The following is a 24178-nucleotide window of genomic DNA, read 5'->3' on the forward strand; positions in this document are numbered from 1 at the left end:
CTTGCATTGTATCAAAAACTTCTCACTTTATATTGATACATTTTTTCTAATCTCACAAGCCCCACCACGGTTCTGAATGCAAAAAAACGCCCCTTCGAAGAACAAAGAGCAAGTCTTTTTAGCTGTACCTGAAACGTGCTATCAAATATCACCTCTCTTTTCTACAGCAAATATAACATTGTATTTTTATCGTATTAAGCCAACTTATCAATGTAATATGGTACCACCAAGAAAACCAATTCTCTATGCTCCTTCTTTTTTCGCTTTATGGGCTTTACATTACGCTGTAAAAAACCCTTCTCTTTTTTCATCACTTTTATGTTACGGAAAACAATGGTATTCACCCCTTGCCTTAATGTGGCTCAAACTGCGTTTACAAAATGACCGTCGCCTTATGGGATCTGACGTCCCAAGCCCCATGATCATGAAAGCTTTATACCAACACGTAACAAACGGTGAGTACAGCGCACTCTCCATTGGTACATGGTTGCAATTCGTGAAAAACTATAAAACGAATTATAAAAACTTATCCACTCCCCTTTTTTGGCTTGATGACTATAAGAATAATAGCAATATCCACGAAATCATCTCAAAACTTCAAGATGAAATATAGCCTCTAAAGGTACCGTAAAAGTAAATCTCCTACAGGAATATGTTTTATGGAAAAAAAGGCCTTAATCGTTATTGACGTTCAAAATGACTTTTTACCAGGTGGAGCACTCATGGTACCACAAAGTGATACCATTTTACCAGCTGTCAATAATCTCATAGACCATTTTGATCACGTAATTTTAACCCAAGAATGGCACCCAAAAAGTCATTGCAGCTTTGCTTCTTCCTACCCTAAAAAAACGCCCTATGATACAGTTGATCTTGACTATGGCCCACAAACACTTTGGCCTGATCATTGCATACAAGGAACACAGGGAGCAAAATTTCACACATCTCTCAAAGTTGAAAAGGCACAACTTATTCTTAGAAAAGGCTATAATCAAGAAATTGATAGCTATTCCGCCTTTTTTGAAAATGATCAAAAAACACCAACGGGCTTACAACTTTATCTCAAAGAACATGGTTTTACAAAGCTAGCTATGTGTGGCTTAGCAACCGACTTTTGTGTGGGATTCTCTGCACTTCACGCCATACAATGCGGCTTTAAAGTCAGCGTTTTACTAAACGCCTGTGCTGGCATTGATCTGAACGGATCTCTTAACACTATGCTTAAGACTATGAACGAATCCAATATAGAACTCTTAATGGCATCTTAAAACACCCTCCCTCTATTGCGACACATAAAAAATTCTTAACTTATTTAGATACAATGTGTTTATTCATATGCTGACGCTTAAAACGAACAGAAGAATAAAGTGCCATTCCAATGATACAGCCCCCCACTAATCCTGTTAATACTTCAGGAATCAGTATAATAGTTTGCAGATACATAATCACTGCGAGTACCAAAATTGCATAAAAAGCACCATGTTCCAAATAACGATAATGCAACAATATTCCTGATTCAACTAACATAATCGTCATAGAACGAACATAAAATGCACCTATACCAAGGCCAATTGCGATAATAAAAAGGTTGTGTGAAAAGGCAAAAGCACCAATAACGCCATCGAAAGAAAAACTAGCATCTAGAACTTCCAGATAAAGGAATGCGCCTGCTCCCCCTTTGGTGATCGTAGCTAAATTCGTTTTTGGGGCATCCAAAAGCGAACCGATAGCTTCTATGCCTATAAACGTCAAAAGTCCATAGAGGGTAGCAAGTAAAAAAGTCATTTTATCTTCTGTTACGATCTGCCCTGAAAAGAATAATATTAAAGCTAAAACGATTGCAATATCAATCCCAAAAAGCGCTCCAAATTTTTGAGCTGGTTTTTCTATAAAAGCGAGCCAATGCACCTCTTTTTCAGGATCAAAAAAATATTTCAAACCAACCATCATGAGGAAAGTTCCTCCAAAAGCAGCAATCCCTACATGAGCATCTGTTAAGATTGCAGCATATTGATGTGGTTCCCATATTGCTAACTTTACTGCCGCAATTGGACTTATCCCAACAGCAATAGCAACCACTAACAACGGAAAAACAATCCGCATCCCGAACACTGCCACCAAAATGCCCCATAGCAGAAAACGACGGCGCCATAACGGATCCATTTTTTCAAGAACACGTGCATTGATAATAGAATTATCAAAAGATAAAGAAACTTCCAAAATCCCTAAAACGCAGCAAATAAAAAAATATTTAAGAAAACCAGTAACACTTCCTGTTTCAAACCAACCAATAGCCCCTCCTATAAAAACGCCAATAATTGTGAAAAAAAAAGTCCATTTAAAATAGCCTAATAGGCTCATGACCACTCCTCAAAATTTATTTTTTAAATTAATCTGTGGCGCAAACCGAAAGGCTCTACCTAATTAATGCAAAAATAGATAGAATCTACATGGCGGACTTATATGGAATTTTCTGCAGAAAAAACAAGAGAAGAATCGATAATTGCATCTGAAGTGGATATCAATCTTAAATAATACGCAATACAATAAGTCAAAAATTGCTTTCTATCCACTAAAATTAAAAAAATAAAGAAAAATCAAGCTATAAATATTGACATTGCATTATGAGGTATTAATACATAGTGTGCCTTTATTGGTCAAAGTCTATACCATGATGAATTAATGAGGGAGATAATTCGTGGCACGTCCTGAAACTGAATCAAAAACTGTATTTGGAAAGCGTTTACGTTATGTACGCCTCGCTTTAGGGGATCCATCACGCGAAACACTGGCTAAAAGTTTTAGCATGACAAAAAATTCCATCGCTTTTTATGAGCGCGGGGAAAGAGAACCCAACCTTAGTGTCTTACAAACATATCACACGTTGTACGGTGTCAATATCAATTGGCTTTTAACTGGACAAGGGAAAATGTTTGACACAGAATATACTAAAGGTGACTTTGACTGGAATTATTTTATAAAAAAAATTGAGGGACTTGAAGAGATTCTTGCCAATAGTGATCGCAGTGAAAAATTAAATCAAGAAAAAATCGACAGCTCTTATGAAAAGTTGCAGCAATATTTATCAAAACAAGGCTTATCTAATAGCCTTAACCAAAAGGCCGCAATCTCTCTGATCGATATGAAGGCAAAAATGGCCAATTCTTATATTCTTAGCCTATTCATTGATTTACTCATTCGAAGCGTATCGCAAAAAGAGATTATAGCTAATCAATAAAAGTCCTTATCACAAGGAGCCACAAAACAGACACAAGCCTTATAAGCACGGAAAGAAGCGCTCTTACTTTTTCCATGCTTGTAAACTTTAATGTGCCATATAAAGTTTGTTTCTATAATAAAATAATTGAATACATCTGCCTAACGAAAATAAAAAGATTTTTTCTACTTTAAGTAGTAATATAATATAATTAAAGTTAAAAAAATCATTTTTATATTATAAAATACCTATTTATACCTTATTGACAATAAATATTTTCTTGTTACAAAATGTAATTCTCATAGAGGTTATTGTTTAAGATCAAAAAAATTTAAGGGAAATATATTGACTACTCACTATGAAGCCATACCTTAACGTTCATAGTCAGATTGGTGAAATGTTTACCCTGAAAATTTTCGGCCATTTTATGAGGTAGGAAGCATGTATTTTGAGGTGTTTCAAGGAGTTCACAATCAATGGTACTGGCGTCTAATCTCTGGGGACGAACAGAAAATCGCTTTTTCTAGTAAGGGTTATTCAACGAAACAAGATATCCTGATGAGTATTGAACAGATAAAAGAAGTCACACATAAAGCTCTCATTAGAGAACTACAATCCTAATGTTCTTGACCATCAAAATAAAAATTTTCACTTCGTGTATTTGGAATCGCGCATCATACTTTAGCGATGAACAAAAGCCGCTGATTTTCCCTCAATAGAAGATGTTTTTTATGTGATTTCTAACATACACAAACAATTGTTTAAATAAAGATTTTTTCGGATTCTGTACCCATCCCCAAGCCGACAGTCAAATTGCTATCGAAACCATCAACTAGCCACTCTCTCAAATCTTGCATCTTTTCGTAAAAGTAACAAACGTATAGTATGCACGCAAATCATAAATTATGGATTGACTGTTTTACCAGATACTTAATATCTTCTGTAGACATCTTTCTCTCCTTATTTTCTGGCCTATTATCATAACAAATTTGTTCGCTTCACTCTCATAAAGAACAGACATCCATCCTTCCTACTGTGCCTCTTTTTATTTGTTGGTTGAGGTTCTTTTATCATCATATGCATCATATACCTTTTTCCAAAAATCAAGCTACATCCCCAATCCTGTTCTCAACGACATGTGCATCACTAAAATAGTTGCATTTTTATAAACGGTTGCGGAATCATATATATATGCATTTTTAACAATCTCAGCATATCTATAAACGGGTGCATCGCCATAAACTTTTGCATTAATAGCAAAGACTACCTTCCCATAAATTGAGTATTTTATAAACCATAGACAGCATTGGAGTAAATTGAACATTACCCGGAAAATAACCTCACAATCAACTCAACAGTCACTGCCATGACTAAGGGGCTCTCTCGCTATCCCAAGCCTCTTTAATCACCTTTTCACGTCATCTTCAGATTTAATTGCTTCCTTATGTTGCTGTATTGTTTCCTCGTACTGTTTAATTTGTTTTTTCAGTTTTTCAATTGCTTGATCGCGTCTTTTAATCACCATATTTTGTTCTCTAATTGCCCTATCTCGTTCTTTAGTCACCTTCATAGAACCCCTAAAAAACTCATGCTTTATTTTTCTCGCTTCTTCTTTAAGAGCTTTAACTTGATCGCGATAATAAAAAGCAAACCAAAACATTATCCCACTGAAAAGCAAAACAACAATCACCGCTCCTAATAAAATTCCATTTACCATCATTTTGTTCTCCTTTAATTGCCATTGAATTGATCATCTCGACCAATTTGTTTTGTTTCGCCCTCCATCAAAAAAATACAAAAATAGCATGGTACCAAGTGCAACAAATCACACCCGGTACCCTTATTTTCTCTTAAAAACACGTCAACAAATGACGCAAAGCAAGCCCTATGAAAGCTGCCAAAATCTATGATCACGCCAATTGTTTGCACCGTATTTATTTATATAAAATGCAAGAACACAAATGATTTCAAACAATGTTAACGACACGATGAGCTTAACAAACGCCTTCCCACGAATCTCTGTATAACCGCGAACTAAAGCGTTGACATAAATTTGAGAATTTTCAAAAATCTCTACATAGTTATAAACTTGAGCATTACCATAAACACGAGCAATACTGGAAACAGGTAACATACAATGTATCTGCAGTATCTGCGCAATATCATGAACATAGGTGTTGTTGCAAATGCGAACATCACTATAAACCATAGCATCAGTAAAAACACACCCGTCTTCAATAAAGCATTTACCACTTGTATTATATTCTACCCACCAATCACATTTATAACAGAGAGTACCTTCATGCTCTATAGCATTACCAAAATCACGTTTTTTGATATTTTCAAAGCATCTTAACACACACATGTGATATACCATCTGACAATAACCTAATCTATCGCAACAAAAGGAAAGACAGTGTTCTGCACCCATGAATTTGTACTTTTTTGCTACAGCCATGATCCTTTTCCTTAAGGCTGTAAAACTTCGTTATATCCGCACACCACCTTAATGCAGAAATTTCTTACAAATGCCAATGTTGGAGTATATCTTGATTTATAGTAGCGCTGCGTATACTATCAGTAATACTTCATGAATACACTAAGGCATTCCCGTCTTTGGTCATACGCGTCCACCCTGTCACAGTCGTGGAAGTAAGCAACCATTTTTTGTTGATTCGAATCTAAAAGTGTATGGGGACATTTTGTTATTAGTTAAAAACAACTCTATATCCTTCATAAGCGAAAAGCTACGCATGGATATTTTCACGCTCCTTGTATCATCTATTCTGGATTCGCAGCGCAATATTAACGCTATAGCGTAAATGTGTAAAGGTCTAAAAATGACAAAGACTGAAAAAGATTGGTTTCAACGCTTAATTGAATTGATAAAGAGCGATGGACGCACGATGATTGAAATAAGCAAAGCAGCGGGCTGTGGACAAAACTACGTACAACAAATGATAAACGGGGGAAAAAGACCCTCTGTAGATAAACTTATGGCTATTCTTAACACACTCGGAAATGCTAGTGCCATATATGTAATAACTGGTTTTAATATCTCTGATGAAGATCTAAAACTCATAGCTTTGATTTCGTCTGGAGACAAAAAGAAGATTGAGGCTTTAAATGTTCTGTTGACTGAGCAACAGTTGTAGAATTTTCTACTATTTTCAATATCTCTTGCTTTTGAACCGTAGACAAAGCCTCCCATTTCACAATAATGTCAGATAAAGCTGCCTCGATTTTTTCGTCATTCTTCATAGTTACACTCCATGTAGTCAAACTAGATAACGCTAAAGCGTTTATATATATCTCATACCTTAGAAAAAAATATTTGCAATAGGTCGCATGGAAGTAGTTGTGTACAAACTGCTCTTATAAAATCAGGTAAAATTCTGTTAGTTATGTACCATGGTGAAACAAAAAACATCGCACGGTCCAGACCTTTTTATGAAAAATTGACATCATCACTTTTACTAACAACGCTAATAATGCTATTCAGATCTTGCGATTCGAATCAATAACTAATCGATGTGAAGATATCTCTGAAAACGTTGCCGAACTCTGCGTGAAAAAACACAAAAAAGCTTTCTTTGAAAAAATATATCACAATTTTACTCTACACGGCACTACTTATGTTTTTTAATGATACCGCAAAGCAAAAATATAACGATGCGATGTAAAAAGTTCTTATGAACAGCAGCACCATCTACGGCTCTGTAACATACTTTTCAAAAAAGACCTCCTCCCCCTCTGAAAGAACCCTTGAGAAATCTGACATAGAGATCCATTGTAAACAAAGATGGCAATACTTAAAAAGATACAGCGGGTCAAGTCTCAATGATATCGCACATAAGTTGCACAAGAACTTAAAAAAGAAATGAATTTTCCTTTCGGCAAAAATTCAAGCAACTACTTATAGCTTTGCATAAAATGACAAAGATAAAGACCTCTTTACAATCAACACAGAAAAAGAGTTGGATTTGCTAAAGTAATCCAAATGCCTTATCAGGATAAAATCAAAAAGGTCTTATGAATTGCTCTTCAATGGCAATTCAAACCATCAATGAAATAGGATTAATGAGTATAGTTTAGAAAAAATACGTAAAAATAAAAAAACTCATTGATAAAATTTTAAACTTCGCAAAAAACATTCCTTACAAAACAATAAAAATGCATATTATAGCAATATTAAATGATACGGGGAAACATCAATAAGCACTCAATAGACTTTTTAAAAGAACAATTAATCAAGATTTTTTAGAAGATAACCCAACCGCAGCTATAAAAATATCTCTCAAAACTAAAAAGAAGACATCGACAAATATTATCTCATAAACAACACGGTATACATGAACATCTATGGACCACGTTCTTTTGTATACGGACTTATACCGTGATGATGCAGCTCGGATCAACTGCAAAAACGTAACAGATAGCAGTGTTCATTAAAAAACAGAGAAAACTAATTTAAAAGAAATATTTTTGTTCCAACTTTACCTAAATTAGAAAAAACTTAAAATCGATCTTATTGAGATGAAATATTCATTTGCAGGAAAAGCAAAAAATAAACTTATCAAAGAAATTCTTAGCACTCTGTCTCGTCAAGAACGTCACGCAGCAGAAATTTTAAAATCAGCACATGAATCAAAAAAGTGAACAGAAAACGTATCAGCTAATGCGGATGCTACAATATCGTAAATGAAAATTGATCAAACTGAAAAGAACATGACATCACTCTCTACCAAAATGGCTGATAGAAAATAACTCATAGTGGAACAATCAAAAAACTACAAAAAATTCATGATAAACAGGAAGATAAACCACAGGATACAGAATCCCAAAACTTTTATATAATCCATTCATTTTTTAATGGTGGGCCCGGAGGGACTCGAACCCCCAACCAAGCGGTTATGAGCCGCTGGCTCTAACCAATTGAGCTACAGGCCCCACACAGGTTGCCTTTCTCTAAACTAAAAAATCCTACGATACAAGAGCCTACATGAATTATAATCTATCTTTTTCTTTTTTCTATCGTTTTTTTCTAATACCCTAACTTCTTTACAAGAGCTCCCTAAAATGAGAAAGTAGTGAATAGATAAATATAAAGGAATAGATATGACAAAAAAAATTCTCCAACCGTTGAATCATTACAGAGTTAAAATAGCCATGATGGCACTTGCATTGCTAGCCAGTTCACTCGCCGTACATGCTGAAGAAAGCAAAACAAAAAACCCAACCATTACAGTGACTGCAACTGGCGAAAGCCAAGCAGCACCCGATATGGCAATTATCAATCTAGCAGTTGTTACACATGACAAAACAGCTCAAGAAGCATTAGCATCCAATAATAAATCTATGAATGATATTATAAATGCTTTTAAGAAGAACAACGTCCAAGAAAATGATTTGCAAACATCAGGCTTGTCCATTTATGGATCCGACTTTGATAAATATCAGGAAAAAAAGAACAATGAAAAACTGTATTATGTTTCAAATTCTTTAACAGTGCGTATTCGTGATCTTGCCAATGCTGGTAAAATATTTGACCAAGCAATGGCTCTCGGCGTTAATTTAGTTAATGGTATTACCTTTACCAACGCCAATACGAAGCCATTTTATCAAGAAGCACGTAAAAAAGCTATTGCTGAAGCTATTGAAAAAGCAGAAACTATAGCACAAGCAGCGAATTTAAAATTGGGAAAAATTATTAAAATCAATGAAAATAATGATAGTTATTACCCAATGCCACGCCTTATGAAGAGTGCAGCACATGCAAGCTATGCTGATACAAATTTCTCAGGAGGTGAGTTGGGTTATAGCGTCAATGTTACTGTAGTATTTTCTATAGACTAAATCACATAATATCATTAATTATTGTATAAAACAATCAATCATATTACTGGCCTTCACAGAGAAGACCGGTGATATGGTGGAGATAAGCCTCTTCAGACGATAATTCATCTTCATAAATTTCTATCTGTCCACGAGCAGAAAATTCTGTTTGATGCACTGTCTGCCAATTTCCTGATACCAATGGATGCCACCATTGAAGGTCTTTTCCCTCATTAATCAGCCGATAAGCACAACTTTCCGGAAGCCAACGAGCTGTTTTAACCGTTGCAACATCCAACGATATACAGTCTGAAACAATTGATTTACGATGAACATAGTTTCGACACCGACAAGTTTCCCCATCTAAAAGATGGCAAGCAACACTGGTTGCATAGATATCGCCAGTATCATCATCTTCTACTTTGTGCAAACAACAACGCCCACAGCCATCGCAGAGACTTTCCCATTCAGAAACAGAAATTTCTTCTAGTTTTTTTACTTTCCAAAATGGAATTTCTTTACTCATAAAATCAGCTATCCCCTTTTGCATCGATTTTTATTTCTTAAAAAACATTAAGTTCACGACGTTTTCTCAAAACAATCTTTTTAAAAGCAACCAATAAAGATACAGCTCACCTCTAACAAAACAAATAAAGTGCATCAAAGCATCCGTTATAAGCGGACATAAAAAACAACCAAAACGTACAGTTTTAAATATTTTATAATCTAAACCAATAACATAATCCGAATAGAATCTTTAAATTCCTACATACTTACATAAATTTCTTGTGTGAGTGCCTCCGGACTACAAAAAAACTCACCTTGGTCATAAGTCGATATATTTTAATACAAGTCGTCCTTAATAATGCTTAAAATATCGTTCATTCCTTTGAGAACTCACCAGATAAGCTCATCCCACGTACCTGTTGTTTTTTTAGAGATAGTAGCACAAATATCAAAGCCAAGAGAAAGATTGGACACCGACAATTTTACATAGATTATTCAACAGCTGCCCTGCACCTTTCTCAAAAAGGAACCTTAAGAGCTACATCATACGCTTTTCGTACATATTCATTAAGAAAGAAGGCATCTTTGAAAACACACAAGCCTCTTACTAAGAATCGAGAAAACTACGCAATTTCCGTGAACGACTAGGATGCTTCAGTTTACGAAGCGCCTTTGCTTCAATTTGACGAATACGCTCTCGCGTAACTGAAAATTGTTGACCAACTTCTTCCAACGTATGATCAGTATTCATCCCTATACCAAAACGCATGCGCAAAACACGTTCTTCACGTGGTGTTAATGAAGCAAGGACGCGAGTCGTCGTATCCCGCAGATTCGCCTGAATAGCTGCATCAATCGGCAATAATGCATTCCTATCCTCAATAAAATCACCCAAATGGGAATCATCTTCATCACCAACAGGCGTTTCAAGTGAAATAGGTTCTTTTGCAATTTTAAGTACTTTTCGCACTTTTTCTAATGGCATAGAAAGCTTGCTAGACAATTCTTCTGGTGTGGGCTCGCGTCCAATTTCATGTAAAATCTGGCGCGATGTACGAACAATTTTATTAATTGTTTCAATCATATGAACAGGGATACGAATAGTGCGTGCCTGATCAGCAATTGAACGCGTAATTGCCTGACGAATCCACCATGTGGCATAAGTTGAAAACTTATACCCACGCCGGTATTCAAACTTATCCACAGCCTTCATCAGACCAATATTGCCTTCTTGGATAAGATCAAGAAACTGTAAACCACGATTAGTATATTTTTTTGCAATTGAAATCACAAGACGCAGATTAGCTTCCACCATTTCTTTTTTAGCAATGGTTGATTCGCGTTCACCTTTCTGCACCTGCGTAACAATCCGACGAAATTCGCCAATTGAAATAGCAGTTTCTTGAGAAAGATTTTGTATTTCGCTACGCAAATTTTGAATTTCTTTCGCTTCATTCATTGAAAACTCTTGCCAACCGCCTGGCAAAGTCGCAATATAATTCATCCAATCTGGATCCAACTCACGACCTTGGTATTCTTTTAAAAAGTCCTCATGACCAATGCCATAACTATTGGCAATCCGCTTCAACTTACCCTCATTATGAATCAATCTCTTATTGATGTCATAAAGCTGCTCAACCAAAGATTCGATACGATTTTGATTCAAAGAGAGAGATTTCACTGCTTGAATCAACTCGTTCTTTAATTGAATGCTTTTTTTCTTCTGAGAAGGTGAAAGAGAGCCCTCTTTACGCTCTGCCAAAGTGCTCTCAACATGCTGATCTTGTAATTTTCGCAATTTTGCATAGGTTTGAGCAATGAAATCCAATGTTTCCATGACTTGAGGACAAAGCTCATTTTCCATTGCAGCAAGAGACAAGTTAACTTCGTCATCGTCTTCATCATCATCCTCAATGACTCTATTTCCCGTAATACCCACCATATTACGCGTTCCAGAAGATGTGTTTTCCTCTTTTATCTCATCAATTTCACTTCGTTCAACAATAGGAGCCTGCTTAGCTTCTGGACCAGCATAAGTCATTTCAAGATCAATAATTTCACGAAGAAGAATACGCTGTTCTTTCAATTCTTCACGCCAGATAATGAGAGCCTGAAAAGTCAAAGGACTCTCACATAGCCCTGCAATCATTGTCTCACGCCCTGCTTCAATACGCTTAGCAATGGCAATTTCACCTTCTCGCGAAAGCAGCTCAACAGCCCCCATCTCACGCAAATACATACGCACTGGATCATCAGTCCGATCTGTTACCTCACGTTTATTAGTTGTCGCTGCAATTGCGTGGCTAGAGGCCTCTACTAAACCACCACTTTCTACTGTAACTTCTTCCTCATATTGTTCAGACTCAACCTCATCTTCATCATCCACGACATTAATGCCCATATCGGAAAACATCGCCAAGATATCTTCAATTTGCTCAGATGTAACCTCGTCAGACGGAAGAACTGCATTCAGTTCATCCATCGTCACATAACCATTTTTTTTGGCGAGTTTAACCATTTTCTTGATGGCATCGTCAGAAAAATCAAGAAGAGGACTATCCAAACTCGCTTGGCTTATTACTTCCACATTATCTTTCTGTTTAACCTTTGTTGCCATACCCGTAACTCCACTTGATCACTACGCAGCCTACGTGACCAGATTTTTGCATTCTCACCTAGCGTACCAACAATTTCTCATATATACTTCCTCTTAGAGGAGATTACTATTGGAAAGAATACATTTTGTATACACCCTTCATTCACACAAAAATGCGGGAAAACTCCAGAAGTTTCCCCGACACCTCTCAGCCTTTCTGAGATAATCTCTGCACCATATAGTAAGAACCAATTTCCCGCTTTTCCCAAAATCTAGTCGTCATTCTTTATACAAATGTCGCTCTAATAAATTTCCTCATCTTAAGCTTTAGGTGACTGATTCGCATCAAAAAAGCGAATCATTTTATTGTATCTTGTTTATTCCCATCTATTTTTTCATCCAACCAACTTCCAAATCCTTCAATTAGTGCTTCTGTTGCTTGCATCTGCCTCAGCTCATTTTTTATCTCACGAAAAAGATCAAAAACCTCACTACTAGGATTTTCTACGAGTTGCTCTTCAATATCTTGTAATCTCTTATGTAGGTGGTGTTCTTGAAGATGCAAGTAGATGGCCTGTTTTAATATAGTACGAACATCTTCCATAGAAGCTCCTACAAAGACAGCACGCATACCAATATTTTGCACAAGACGTTTCATACGCTCTAACAAAGATTTTTGCCCCCTTTCTTCTAAGAGCGCAATCATTGTCTCCTTATCATGAAGCTGCTGATTTCCAAGAATTTCCAACATAGATTGATGAAAACACATTAATTGAGTGTTTTGCAACTCCAACTCAGAAAAAACTTCGAAATTTTCATACCATAACTCAGGATAGTAAGCTAGAATCAATAAAATAACCGCCTCACGTAGAGGAATAGATTGCGCAGAACTGCGTACTATGTCGGTATTTTCCAATACAGAAAAGAGCTGATTTTTAGATACCTTATTTTGTAAGTTCCGGTCATATTGCCTTTCTCCTTTTTTTTTCGAAAAAGAGGGGCGAAAAAAATCAAAGAGCCGTTTCTTTATATCCTGCAAATAATAGCGGCGTATATCTTCATCCTTAATCATAAAAACTTGCTGTTTTAATTGTTTCTCTAACGCCGCTCGTGCTTCTGGAGTTTCAAAACTCTTCCCATAAGTAGCGCGCCACCACAAAAGCTCGATCAGTGGAATTGCTTTTTGCAAAAAAGAAGAAAAAAGTTGTGCACCACCAGTAGAAATAATTTCATCTGGATCTTTACCTTGTGACAATAAAACAAAGCGTACAGAAACTCCTGCCTTTAAAAGAGGCAGCACACGATCAGCAACACGAAAAGCAGCTTTTAAACCAGCATCATCTCCATCAAAACACAAAATAGGATCAGTCCCCATCTGCCATAAAAGCTCAATTTGCGCTTCTGTTAATGCTGTCCCCAAAGGCGCTACCACTCCCTCAAAACCAACTTTAGTCAACGCAATTACATCCATATAGCCTTCAACAACAAGAAGTGAATGGACCTTTTCATCACTAACAGAACGACTATTTTTACGAGCAGCAGCTGCATTGTAAAGTATATTCCCTTTATGAAACAGAACTGTTTCAGGGCTATTAAGATATTTTGCCAGCGTATTCTTCTCTAATGCACGTCCTCCAAAAGCCACCACACGCCCGCGTAAATCTTCAATAGGAAACATAATACGATTTCTAAATCGATCATAGGAACCTGTATTATCTTCACTCAATTTGAGAAGTCCACAATCTTCCATTTGTTTTATTGAAATACCACGCGCGCTTAAAGCTTCTTTCAAAGCCGTACGCCTCGCTGGAGCAAAACCAATCCGAAAACGCTCTACAAGCTTTGGCGTTACACCACGCGCATCAAGATAACGACGCGCCTGCATACCTCCTTCATCGTGTAAGCTGTGTTGAAAAAAATCTGTGGCTATTTTCATAACGTCATAAAGATCAGCCTTTTCCATTTGACGTTTATGACTTTGTGGATCAGAAAGAGGTAATTTTATACCCGCAAAATCAGCCAAACGCTCTACACTTTCTGAAAAGTGCAATCCATCAAGCTCACAAAGAAAAGTAAAAATATCACCACTCGCACCACAGCCAAAGCAATAATAGCGGCCTTTATAGTCATCACAATGAAAACTTGGTGTTTTTTCACCATGGAATGGGCAACAACACCAAAAGTCTCCTCGCGAAGGCTTACTTTTTCGAGGATCAAATACCACCCTTTGGCCAATAACTGTTGAAATTGGTAATTTGGTGCGGAGCCCATCAAGGAAATCAGGCGGAAAGCGCATTATCTCTCACAGAGTTTTAAAATTCTTTTTTGCATATTTAACGACTTTAGAGCATAATTCCAATACCTCTTCTTAAGCAGTTGCAAAATTTTAAAGGCTTAACTGCATATGTTTCAAAAAATGGAGATAGAAAAAGTGGTCGAGTTTGTTGTTCAATATCCGTGGTTAGGGGCTATTTTTTGGCTTATTATTCTTATTCTTGTTGCGCTTTTAGTTAACTTTTTAGCACGAAAATTACTCACTCGTGGCGCAAAAAAGCTTGCTTCCATCCTTCCCAAGAATACAGCCACCGATATAAAAAATGCCATTCAGCACATGGCTAATATCATTTCAGCTTTTATTCTTTCAATCGGTATTAAATTTATACCAACATTGCCCAAGGCATTCAGCACTATTGTCTACAATGTTGCTAACGCATTCATTATTTTCATTATTGTCCTAACAATTTCTACCATTCTCAATGTTATTAATGCCATTTATGAGAAACGACCAATAGCACAGCTGAGACCAATAAAAGGTCCTATTCAGATTGCCAAAATTGGACTTTTTTCTGTCGCCGCAGTTTTAGCAGTAGCCACATTGATTGACCGCTCACCTCTTATTCTTTTCTCCGGTCTTGGCGCAATGGCTGCTGTCCTCATGTTGATTTTTCAAGATACGCTGCTTTCCCTCGTTGCAAGCATCCAAATTTCATCCACCGATATGGTGCGTGTCGGTGATTGGATTGAAATCCCCAGTCTTGGTACAGATGGAGATGTCATTGAAATTGCACTTCATACCGTCAAAGTCCGAAATTTCGATAATACAATCACCACCGTGCCTATCCGTAAACTAGTGACTGATTCCTTTAAGAATTGGCGTGGAATGCAAGAGTCTGGCGGACGACGCATCAAACGGTCTCTCTTCATTGACCAATCAAGCATCCGTTTTCACACGCAAGAAGAACAAGAATATCTTTCCCGATTTAATTTGTTAGAAAATTATTTCACGCAAAAAATACCAGAAATCAATGAATGGAACGCTCAATTAGATAAAAATAATGATCTTTTAGCCAATACCCGCCGTTTAACCAACATTGGGACTTTCCGTGCTTATGTTTTTGCTTATCTACAAAAGCACCAAAATATCAAACAAAGTATGACCCTGATGGCACGACAATTACCTCCTACACCAAATGGTTTGCCCTTGGAAATCTATTGCTTTACCAACACAACCGTTTGGCTAGAATATGAACAAATTCAAGGGAATATTTTCGACCACCTTTATTCCATTCTTCCCAGTTTTGGTCTAAAGATTTTTCAAAATCCAAGCGGCTATGATTTTAATCATATATTAGAAACGAAAGCGAAGTAAAACGATAAATTTCAGTTCGTCAATTTTTGAATTAACCGTACTCATAACAACAGAGAAAGAAAAAGTATCATGAATGGTTCATTGATACTCCTTCACCTTGCAGGCGCTATTTCTTTACTTCTTTGGGCCACGCGCATGGTACGCACAGGGGTTGAGCGTGCCTATGGTGATAGGCTTAAATACAAAATGCGCCATGTCATTTCCAAACCATTGTTTGCTGTAAGTTTTGGACTTTTTACAGCAATGATTTTACAAAGCTCTACAGCAATAACGCTCCTTGTTGGTTCTTTTGTTGAATCTGGTTTTGTCTCTGGATTGGCGGGACTTATGGCCGTACGTGGGGGAGAATTAGGATCAGCATTAGTTGTCAAAATTCTCTCCTATGATCTCACTATCGTGGTGCCACTCTGTCTTTTAATCGGCACTTCTATCTTCATGACAACTGAAAAACGTGATTGGCGTCAAATAGGACGTATTGTCATCGGTATTGGCCTTTTGATTTTGTCTTTACAAATGATAAGCGCAGCTACAGAACCTTTACGCGACAGTGCAATTTTGCCTAGCATCATTAGTTATCTTTCAACCGATCCTGTTTCCACTTTTTTGTTGGCAGCCGCATTAACTTACCTCTTACATTCATCCATTGCAGGGATTATTTTACTGGTCAATTTTGCTAACTATGACCTTATTCACACTCAACTATGTGTTGTAATGGTTCTTGGCGTTAATTTTGGTTCTTCTCTTATAGCACCACTTTTAACACGCAACGCCTCCCCTAATACCCGCCTCGTCCCATTGGGAAATTTACTCATGCGTGGAGCTGGCTCAATCCTTGTCCTTATTTTATTTCTCTTCTTTGAACCACCAGTCACATGGCTTGGCAATGACGCCTCTACTCAAGTTATTAACGCCCATATCATTTTTAATGTTTTCATTCTTCTTGCTGGAATACCACTCTCGAAATGGGTTTTAAAACTGACCACTAAAATTGTCCATGTAAGTACAAAAAAAACACAAACCGACAAAACACTCAATTTATCTAATCAAACAGCTCTTGATGACAGCGTTCTTGAACGCCCAACTTTAGCACTTTCTAATGTCATGCGTGAGGTCATTCATATTTGTGATCTTGTAGATATCATGCTAGAAAAAATCATGGGACTTTATGAGAATCCTGATGCTGACATCATACGTGAGCTCAACCAGCTGAATACCATATTGGACAAAAAGCATATAGCAATCAAACTTTATCTCGCACGATTAGCTGGACAAAAATTATCCGATGAAGAAGCCCTTCAAACACAAGAACTTCTGGGCGCTTGTATAAAATTGGATCAAGCAGGAGACATCATTATTCATAATATGCTTATGCTGATTAAAAAGAAACAACAAAAAGGTCTACAATTCAGTAGCGATGGATGGAGTGACCTCCTTCGCTTCCACGCCATTGTTCTAGCCAATGCGCATATTGCATTTAATCTTCTTGTCTCACGTGACACACACACCGCGCATTTATTGGTGCAAAAAAAGGATCAGCTCCGAAACTTAGAAAAAGAGATGAGTTTAAAACATTTTAAACGCCTCCGTGAAGGTGATCTCAAAAACATAGAATCGTCCAGTCTTCATCTTGACACTGTACGCGATCTAAAACAAATCAACTCCCTTCTAACTTCAATGATCTACCCAATCTTAGAAGCACAGGGATTGCTCAAAAGTTCCCGCCTGCGTAATCCTACTGAACAGCAAACGGCTAAATCTTAAACTTTGAGAGTAGTTGAGCAAAAAAAAATAATAATTGTCATTCAAGAGAAGAAGTTTGTTATGAGAAATGTAAATATCCGTCAGATTACAATGATTATATCAATGTTTTTATAGATCCAACCTACACAACATTTTGTAAAGAGTTAAACAGAAACATTTTTTAACATTATTTCAAGCGTTATTGATACCGTATTTGCAAGCCTCCTCTTCAAACTTTTTAAGTGTCCATTTTGCTTATTTTTTAGTTATATCAATCTAGTTTTTTTTGAAACTTGTTATAGGAATTGGCAAGAAATCTGCTGATAAATACAATATACTTCTCATGCTCTCAAAGTGCTTTTGTAATTATCTTTCTTTTTACGTGAAACTATTGACTTTAGCGCTTTTTGCTAACACGAAAAATTACATGTATTTATAAATTTATGGATATAATACTGCATGCGTAAAGTATTCACTTTAGTTGAAAATCAGCGAAGTAAAAGTTTTTAAAAAGTTCCTAACAGCAGCACTCCCTAGGCAAAAATTCAGTCTTGATCTTTACAAAACTTACTCTAGTTAGAACTAACATTAGATTTAGGCAAAGGAGAGTATAATGGAAGACGCAAACATCGGTTGGATTGCAGCTATTATTGTCGGTGGACTTGCAGGTTGGGCTGCACAATATCTTATGAAAAGCCAGACAGGAATATTGCTAAACATTGTCTTAGGAATTATTGGGGCCGCATTAGCCAGTTTTCTTTTTAACCTTTTAGGCGTAAGTTTTGCTGGTTGGGTTGGCTATCTTATTTCAGGTTTTATAGGAGCCTGCATTCTTATATGGATAGGACGGAAGATTCGATCGTAGAACATTTATACATTTTTTAGAAGCACCTTTTTGTGCCAAGTAGAACAACTGAAATATTTTGTCATAGCTTTTAAAGGTAGTGTCAGCGGTGGAGTGATGGTGAGGTACTTAAGCTACGATCTTTTTGCATCAATGTCATTGTGTTGTTATGCTAGAAGCAGAAAAGCGCTTTACAACTCACCGTCCCATACCAATATGGTTACAGTTCATTCATACCAGCAGAGATATCAACGTTATTTTAGTGCAATATTGGCTTAATCTTTTTATAATTCGCACCAAAATGTCATTATTTTCAATATCTGATTGCTCCAGCAGCATATTGGTATTCAAAACTCTGGTAAGGAACAGAATATAGCGACTACAATCAAACTTTTCTCATCTCATTGTAACAACTAACACAGTCAATACACGTTATTGCAAAAAGCAATAACGATGAACATAAGCTCTATCGCGTAGCACCTAACTTCTATGCACTTCACAAATAAAACTGTTTACTGGAAAACTCAAATAATCCTTTTGAACTTTATAGATGAAAAGAGAGTTTTCCCCAGTGCGCGTAGAAGGTAAAAAAATAAATGCTATAAAAATAATACTTCCCTCTTTTTCTTTTCCTATCTTTTGTTTTCGTTTTTTATCAATCAAAGTTTTTCAAAATCATTTAATATAAAATTTAAATAATACGATAAACTTTACATCTAAATTCAAATGGTTTGAGTACCCCTTCATTTTATAAAGTATTAATTAAAATATTTTCTTCTCTTATAATTTCTTCTTTTTATAGATGAGTTTTAAGATATTAAATGTTTATTCTAATCCTCTGTTTCTATCTCAAAAATTAAAAAATGCGCTGTATATTAGCGCTTTCTCTAAATCATAATACAAGAATACATTCATTTTTACCTTTTCTAATGAAGATGCGATCCATAATATATTTTTTTAATAGCTTTTCATTAAATTTTCTCTTGACATTTTCCTGTTTAAAATCTTGTTGACTTAGTATTTTTATATTATATAGAGGTATCTACTTATATCATCTAGCATAGTGTACAGAATATGGTTTTAGATGTGGAATGAAATGATGTCTGATTCCAGAGATTCCATTTTGCCTCCTCTAAAGTGGCTGTCTGATCAAGATCCCCAAGTACCAGAAAACATTCGTGATTGGCTCATGGAGTCGGGCTCGATGACGCTTCGATTAAAAAAACACTGTACCTGCATACATGTTGAACCACAACGTGAATGTTTTATTACGTGGGATGAATTGAAAGAAGAAGCGGAACATTTACCTAAGAGTGCGCGTTACTGGCTACGCGAAGTCATACTGATGGGCGATAATCAGCCTTGGCTTCTTGGACGCACTGTAATCCCACAAGAAACTCTACTCGAACACAATCAAGCAATAATGCATTTGGGTAATATACCATTGGGACACTATTTGTTCAGCAGTGACAAATTAACCCGCGATTACATTCATATTGGCCAACAAGATGCACTATGGGCACGCCGTTCCCGTTTACGACTAACAGGAAAACCATTGTTGCTAACTGAACTTTTTTTAATATCTTCACCGCTTTACACAGAAAATACCGCATAGATAGAGGTTCTATACCCCTTTTATCGTGTACAACTTATTACTTTTATATACCTCCCTCAAAATAAGGGAATACAGTTTTCTAACTTGTCTCAGTAGCATATTACAAATGAAAAGGTCTTCTCGAAATTCTTCCTGAGCCATTTCACTTTAAAAATGTTTTTGCTTTTCAACAGAAGCATTTTAAAATTTCTCTTAGCTCATCATAACTATTAAAAGATAACACAAACCTTCCTTTGATAGGCTGCTCTAAAGGTGCGCACCATATTAACAAAATCATCTGCCTTTAATTTGCCTGTAGAATAATAATCACTCCTGAAAATACGGCAGCTCTAAATAAATAAAATAAATGCTTTGGAACATCAAAAAGACTAATAACACCTTCTTTCTACAAAAAATTTTCTTGCTTGAAGGCGATAATTTTTTTTAAAAAAGTTAAAACACTTATAGCATTTTTAATAACGTAAATACTTTGAAGAAAAGCAGAGTGTAATACCAAAGAAGGATATCTTTTTTCCTTGCAAAAAGAAACAGTAACTTTGCTACTTAAACACATTCCTTCATAACAATTTTTACAGGATAAGTTCTGCATATCAACATTGTTTCATGCTATCTATGACGTGCTGCTAGTAACAAAAGATGCTTTCAAATGCCCCCTACAAATTGATAATATTTATTTTAATTTTTCACGAAGACTATTGCAAACCTTAAAATTTCATTTGCTACGCATAACATTCTTTAAGCTATACCATCACCTTACCAATATCGCATAATCTTTCAGCCTTTGCTTGTGCCAAAACTTCAAAATCATCATTCAACTTCCACCTTGTTAAACTGGTAGGGAAAGGATTCACGAATGATTTCCATTTTCACTTGTTCTTTCTCTACAAAATTCCAAATGACCAGATTTTTTATAAATATGCACTAGCTTCTCACGCTGCCAACATATTTTAGCAAAAACAGACTATATCTGATGACCATCCACTTCTGACTTTCCTTCATCACGATAAAGAATATCACAATCCCTAATCATAATACTCATTAACGAAGTGTAGCAAGACGCGTACTATCCTGCACCTTCAAAGCAATTTCAAGTGCCATATCAATCTGCTCATGCCACATAAATTTATCCAAATGAAAAAACGGTTTTTAACCAATCTTCATACAACTTGAATGCATGATAAAAAATAATTAAGCATCTAGGTCTTGGAAAATCGCAAAACAGGACTTTACCTCTTCATAGAATATACTTATACTCTTAACCTTAGGCAAAACATTGCAAAAACAATATACACAGTATCTGTTATGAGTATACTTTTGTGTAACGTTGATTGTTATGCCTTTCAGATAATAAATTGTGGGCGCACACTATGACACAAACTATTCCATCTAGCGATCCTTGGAGTGTAAACAAACCTACAGCCCTCTTAGTATTAGCCGATGGAACAGTTATTGAAGGTAAAGGAGCAGGCGCTACAGGTATTGCTGAAGCTGAGGTCTGTTTCAACACCGCTATAACAGGCTATGAGGAAATTCTTACAGATCCATCATATACGCAACAAATCATTAATTTTACTTTTCCTCATATAGGAAATGTAGGTGCAAATAGCGAAGATATTGAGGATCTCACACCCCTCAACTGTCATGGTGCAGTTGGTGCTATTTTCAAGGCAGACATTACGCATCCTTCTAACTACCGTGCGCATGAAAACCTTAATAAATGGCTCAAAGCACGTAAAATTATTACACTTTGTGGTATTGATACACGCGCACTTACCATTCTTATCCGTGAAAAAGGTGCGCAAAATGCCATTATCGCGCACAATCCTCAGGGAAACTTTGATATCCCTTCTTTGAAGAAGCGTGCACAAAAATGGCCTGGTCTTATCAATCTTGATCTTACAAAAGAAGTTACATCTAAATCATTAAGACAATGGAATGAGAAGCCATGGGTATGGAATAAAGGATATAGTACAAACCGTGTACATAATCTTCATATCATTGCCATCGACTATGGCATTAAGCGTAATATTCTTCGCCTTCTTGCTACACAGGATGCACGTATTACTGTTGTGCCCGCACACACAAGTGCAGAAGAAATTCTGTCAATGAACCCTGATGGTATTTTTCTTTCTAATGGACCAGGTGATCCAGCTGCTACAGCTCAATACGCCATTCCAACGATCAAAACGTTGATTGATCGTAATTTACCACTTTTCGGTATATGTCTTGGTCATCAACTTCTAGCTCTTACTATGGGTGCAAAAACTATAAAAATGCACCAAGGGCATCATGGCGCTAACCACCCTGTCAAAGATCTTAATACTGGAAAAGTAGAGATTGTATCAATGAACCATGGTTTTGCCGTAGATGCTACATCTTTACCAAAACATGTTCAAGAAACACATATTTCCCTCTTTGATGGTTCAAACTGTGGTATTCGGATCCTTGGGAAACGAGTTTTTTCTGTTCAATATCACCCCGAAGCTTCTCCCGGCCCCCAAGACAGTCATTATCTCTTTCAATACTTCTACGATCTTATTATGGATTATAAAAAATAGCTTAATTGGAGTGCTTTATCTTTTAGGTTTTCTCCCTAAAAATCCATCTCTTTTTGGTGCAGAAACATGTTACTTTTCAGTATAAAAAAGAGTAGAGTCTGCTTAGAATTTCATAAGTTTTGTTTACATTACTCTGCATTGTTTTGGAAAAATATTCTTACCAGACAGAAATCCAAAAACTTAATGTATCCGTACAACAAAAATTATTATCATAACAATAAGTACACAGAGAAGCCTCCCACAAAAGGAGCACCAAAAATAAAACACCGCATCTTCATGGGCAAGTTATTCGAAGAGAAACATATAAAAGAAACCAAATATTAACTGAGGCCATCGCTCCCTACAGCTCTCTTGTACATTTTTTCTGGCACTTGCACTAAAGCGATAGTGTGCATAGGTGTATGAACAAAATACCCAAACATTGTATAGACAAAACCACATAAACCGTCCATCCTTGCATTGCAAATGCGTAGCCAAGCAGCGCATCAATGAAAACAGGAGCTCTATAGCAATACGCCAATTATTCCAACGCCTAAAAAAGTAAGACAGAATAAGCGCTACCACAACAATCTATCCTATCGCAAAAACGCTATAAGACAACCAGAGAGCCTACTCGAATCGTAGCCGTTCCTTAGCAACGAATATCTAAATGCTTGACCATACAGATTCTGCAAGCCAATAAAGAAAAAAGACCAACAACACCCAGAAAACTATTGAGTATTATCTAAGTTGCAAAAAGGTGCCTAAAGGATTTGCACGCCTAATATCAAAATAGTGCCTATTCCATATAGAAAGAGTTTCTGAAACCATAATCCACGCAACAATAAAATTAATGAATAAAAAGCCAGCTGCAAAATTCTATTTTACAAGCCACACATAACAGAAATCATTTTTTACATTATGTGAATAAATTATAAAAAAAATCTCAATAAATAGGAAGCACTTCTGACATTTTTAGAAGCATCACAATTAGTTTTGTTAGCCACATTCATCTTCCATAAATATTTTCAAAAAATTCAGCTAAATTTTAGGGAGATCTCATTTAATAACTGAACGCCTTTTAATATAAGCTCTTAGGAAAATCCCATCTGTCCCCATACGAGCACACTATAAAGGAGGATGCATAATCAGAATAAAATTTTAACATCGTAAAAATGAGACGAGCTAGCAGAAAAGGTTGCAAATACACGACAAAAACAAACACTGAATCTTAATATTGTACATTATGTTAGAAAAAAAAATGCTTTTTAAAAACTTCTTTTACAGCCAATATTGTTTACGATAAACTAGCTGCATTGATCATTATTGGTGTTGAACATTCACATGCCCTTGAAAAACCAAATCCCCTTGTAAAAAACGCATCACTCTACAGCATCATCACCATGGAAGACATGTAAACAAAAAAATTAACATAATAAATATAGCGTGTTCATGACACTCTCTATAACGCACATAAAAGTTTATTTTACACAAAGAATTTTCATTTACAGTAAAAAACTACTCATGCTCTGCTAACTATAATATCCCTCCATTCCATGAAAAAAACATGGAAAAGGTATTTTATGGCTTACTTTCTTTATCTATTAACTTATAAATGGCTTGTAACCTCAAAATTTA

Annotated in this window: 18 protein-coding genes and 1 tRNA gene; 11 read left to right on the plus strand and 8 right to left on the minus strand. The window is 36.2% G+C overall.

Annotated elements, in window-relative coordinates:
• Positions 1-76 precede the first annotated feature (76 nt).
• Positions 77-613 carry a hypothetical protein gene (locus tag V3564_RS04380; RefSeq protein ID WP_455480384.1) on the plus strand — a complete coding sequence of 179 codons (537 nt, stop codon included), beginning with the start codon at positions 77-79 and terminating at the stop codon, positions 611-613.
• Between the two features lie 46 nt (positions 614-659).
• Positions 660-1268 carry a bifunctional nicotinamidase/pyrazinamidase gene (gene pncA, locus V3564_RS04385; RefSeq protein ID WP_455480385.1) on the plus strand — a complete coding sequence of 203 codons (609 nt, stop codon included), beginning with the start codon at positions 660-662 and terminating at the stop codon, positions 1266-1268.
• Positions 1269-1308: 40 nt separating this feature from the next.
• Here the strand turns inward: pncA and V3564_RS04390 are convergent, their stop codons facing one another.
• Positions 1309-2361 carry a DUF475 domain-containing protein gene (locus V3564_RS04390; RefSeq protein WP_455480386.1) on the minus strand — a complete coding sequence of 351 codons (1053 nt, stop codon included), beginning with the start codon at positions 2359-2361 and terminating at the stop codon, positions 1309-1311.
• Positions 2362-2698: 337 nt separating this feature from the next.
• Here V3564_RS04390 and V3564_RS04395 point away from each other — a divergent pair, with 337 nt between their 5' ends.
• A complete protein-coding gene (locus tag V3564_RS04395) occupies positions 2699-3238 on the plus strand; it encodes a helix-turn-helix domain-containing protein (protein ID WP_455480387.1) in 540 nt (179 codons plus the stop codon).
• A gap of 420 nt (positions 3239-3658) precedes the next feature.
• Positions 3659-3838, plus strand: coding sequence for a YegP family protein (locus V3564_RS04400; RefSeq protein WP_455480388.1), 180 nt, complete (start codon positions 3659-3661; stop codon positions 3836-3838).
• Between the two features lie 784 nt (positions 3839-4622).
• On the opposite strand, the gene V3564_RS04405 is transcribed toward V3564_RS04400, so the two are convergent.
• Positions 4623-4937, minus strand: a complete 315-nt coding sequence (locus tag V3564_RS04405) for a hypothetical protein (RefSeq protein ID WP_455480389.1) — start codon at positions 4935-4937, stop codon at positions 4623-4625.
• Between the two features lie 165 nt (positions 4938-5102).
• Positions 5103-5675, minus strand: coding sequence for a hypothetical protein (locus tag V3564_RS04410; protein WP_455480390.1), 573 nt, complete (start codon positions 5673-5675; stop codon positions 5103-5105).
• Positions 5676-6057: 382 nt separating this feature from the next.
• On the opposite strand from V3564_RS04410, the gene V3564_RS04415 reads away from it, so the two are divergent.
• Positions 6058-6372: a helix-turn-helix domain-containing protein gene (locus V3564_RS04415; RefSeq protein ID WP_455480391.1), complete on the plus strand. Its 315-nt coding sequence runs from the start codon at positions 6058-6060 to the stop codon at positions 6370-6372.
• Here V3564_RS04415 and V3564_RS04420 read toward each other — a convergent pair.
• Together V3564_RS04420 and V3564_RS04425 are read right to left on the minus strand one after the other, a co-directional pair.
• Complete coding sequence (locus V3564_RS04420) at positions 6296-6478, minus strand: hypothetical protein (protein WP_455480392.1); 183 nt, start codon at positions 6476-6478, stop codon at positions 6296-6298. The genes V3564_RS04415 and V3564_RS04420 overlap by 77 nt on opposite strands.
• 1612 nt (positions 6479-8090) lie before the next feature.
• A tRNA-Ile gene (locus tag V3564_RS04425) sits at positions 8091-8167 on the minus strand.
• A 168-nt stretch (positions 8168-8335) separates the two neighbouring features.
• On the opposite strand from V3564_RS04425, the gene V3564_RS04430 reads away from it, so the two are divergent.
• Positions 8336-9073, plus strand: a complete 738-nt coding sequence (locus tag V3564_RS04430; RefSeq protein WP_455480393.1) for an SIMPL domain-containing protein — start codon at positions 8336-8338, stop codon at positions 9071-9073.
• A gap of 43 nt (positions 9074-9116) precedes the next feature.
• On the opposite strand, the gene V3564_RS04435 is transcribed toward V3564_RS04430, so the two are convergent.
• The 3 genes from V3564_RS04435 to dnaG form a co-directional block, all read right to left on the minus strand.
• The gene (locus V3564_RS04435) at positions 9117-9578 is read right to left on the minus strand and encodes a YcgN family cysteine cluster protein (protein WP_455480394.1); all 462 of its coding nucleotides are present in this window, start codon (positions 9576-9578) and stop codon (positions 9117-9119) included.
• A gap of 588 nt (positions 9579-10166) precedes the next feature.
• Positions 10167-12176: an RNA polymerase sigma factor RpoD gene (gene rpoD, locus V3564_RS04440; RefSeq protein ID WP_455480395.1), complete on the minus strand. Its 2010-nt coding sequence runs from the start codon at positions 12174-12176 to the stop codon at positions 10167-10169.
• Positions 12177-12513: 337 nt separating this feature from the next.
• Complete coding sequence (dnaG, locus tag V3564_RS04445; protein WP_455480396.1) at positions 12514-14451, minus strand: DNA primase; 1938 nt, start codon at positions 14449-14451, stop codon at positions 12514-12516.
• A gap of 135 nt (positions 14452-14586) precedes the next feature.
• Here dnaG and V3564_RS04450 point away from each other — a divergent pair, with 135 nt between their 5' ends.
• From V3564_RS04450 to carA, 5 genes are all read left to right on the plus strand, one after another.
• Positions 14587-15804: a mechanosensitive ion channel family protein gene (locus tag V3564_RS04450; protein ID WP_455480397.1), complete on the plus strand. Its 1218-nt coding sequence runs from the start codon at positions 14587-14589 to the stop codon at positions 15802-15804.
• 69 nt (positions 15805-15873) lie between these two features.
• A complete protein-coding gene (locus V3564_RS04455) occupies positions 15874-17565 on the plus strand; it encodes a Na/Pi cotransporter family protein (protein ID WP_455480398.1) in 1692 nt (563 codons plus the stop codon).
• Between the two features lie 592 nt (positions 17566-18157).
• Positions 18158-18409, plus strand: a complete 252-nt coding sequence (locus tag V3564_RS04460; protein ID WP_455480399.1) for a GlsB/YeaQ/YmgE family stress response membrane protein — start codon at positions 18158-18160, stop codon at positions 18407-18409.
• Between the two features lie 1075 nt (positions 18410-19484).
• On the plus strand, positions 19485-20003 hold the full coding sequence (gene ubiC, locus V3564_RS04465) for a chorismate lyase (protein WP_455480400.1): 519 nt from the start codon (positions 19485-19487) through the stop codon (positions 20001-20003).
• Positions 20004-21370: 1367 nt separating this feature from the next.
• On the plus strand, positions 21371-22561 hold the full coding sequence (carA, locus tag V3564_RS04470; RefSeq protein WP_455480401.1) for a glutamine-hydrolyzing carbamoyl-phosphate synthase small subunit: 1191 nt from the start codon (positions 21371-21373) through the stop codon (positions 22559-22561).
• Positions 22562-24178 lie beyond the last annotated feature (1617 nt).

Source organism: Bartonella sp. B12(2025), assembly GCF_053795135.1.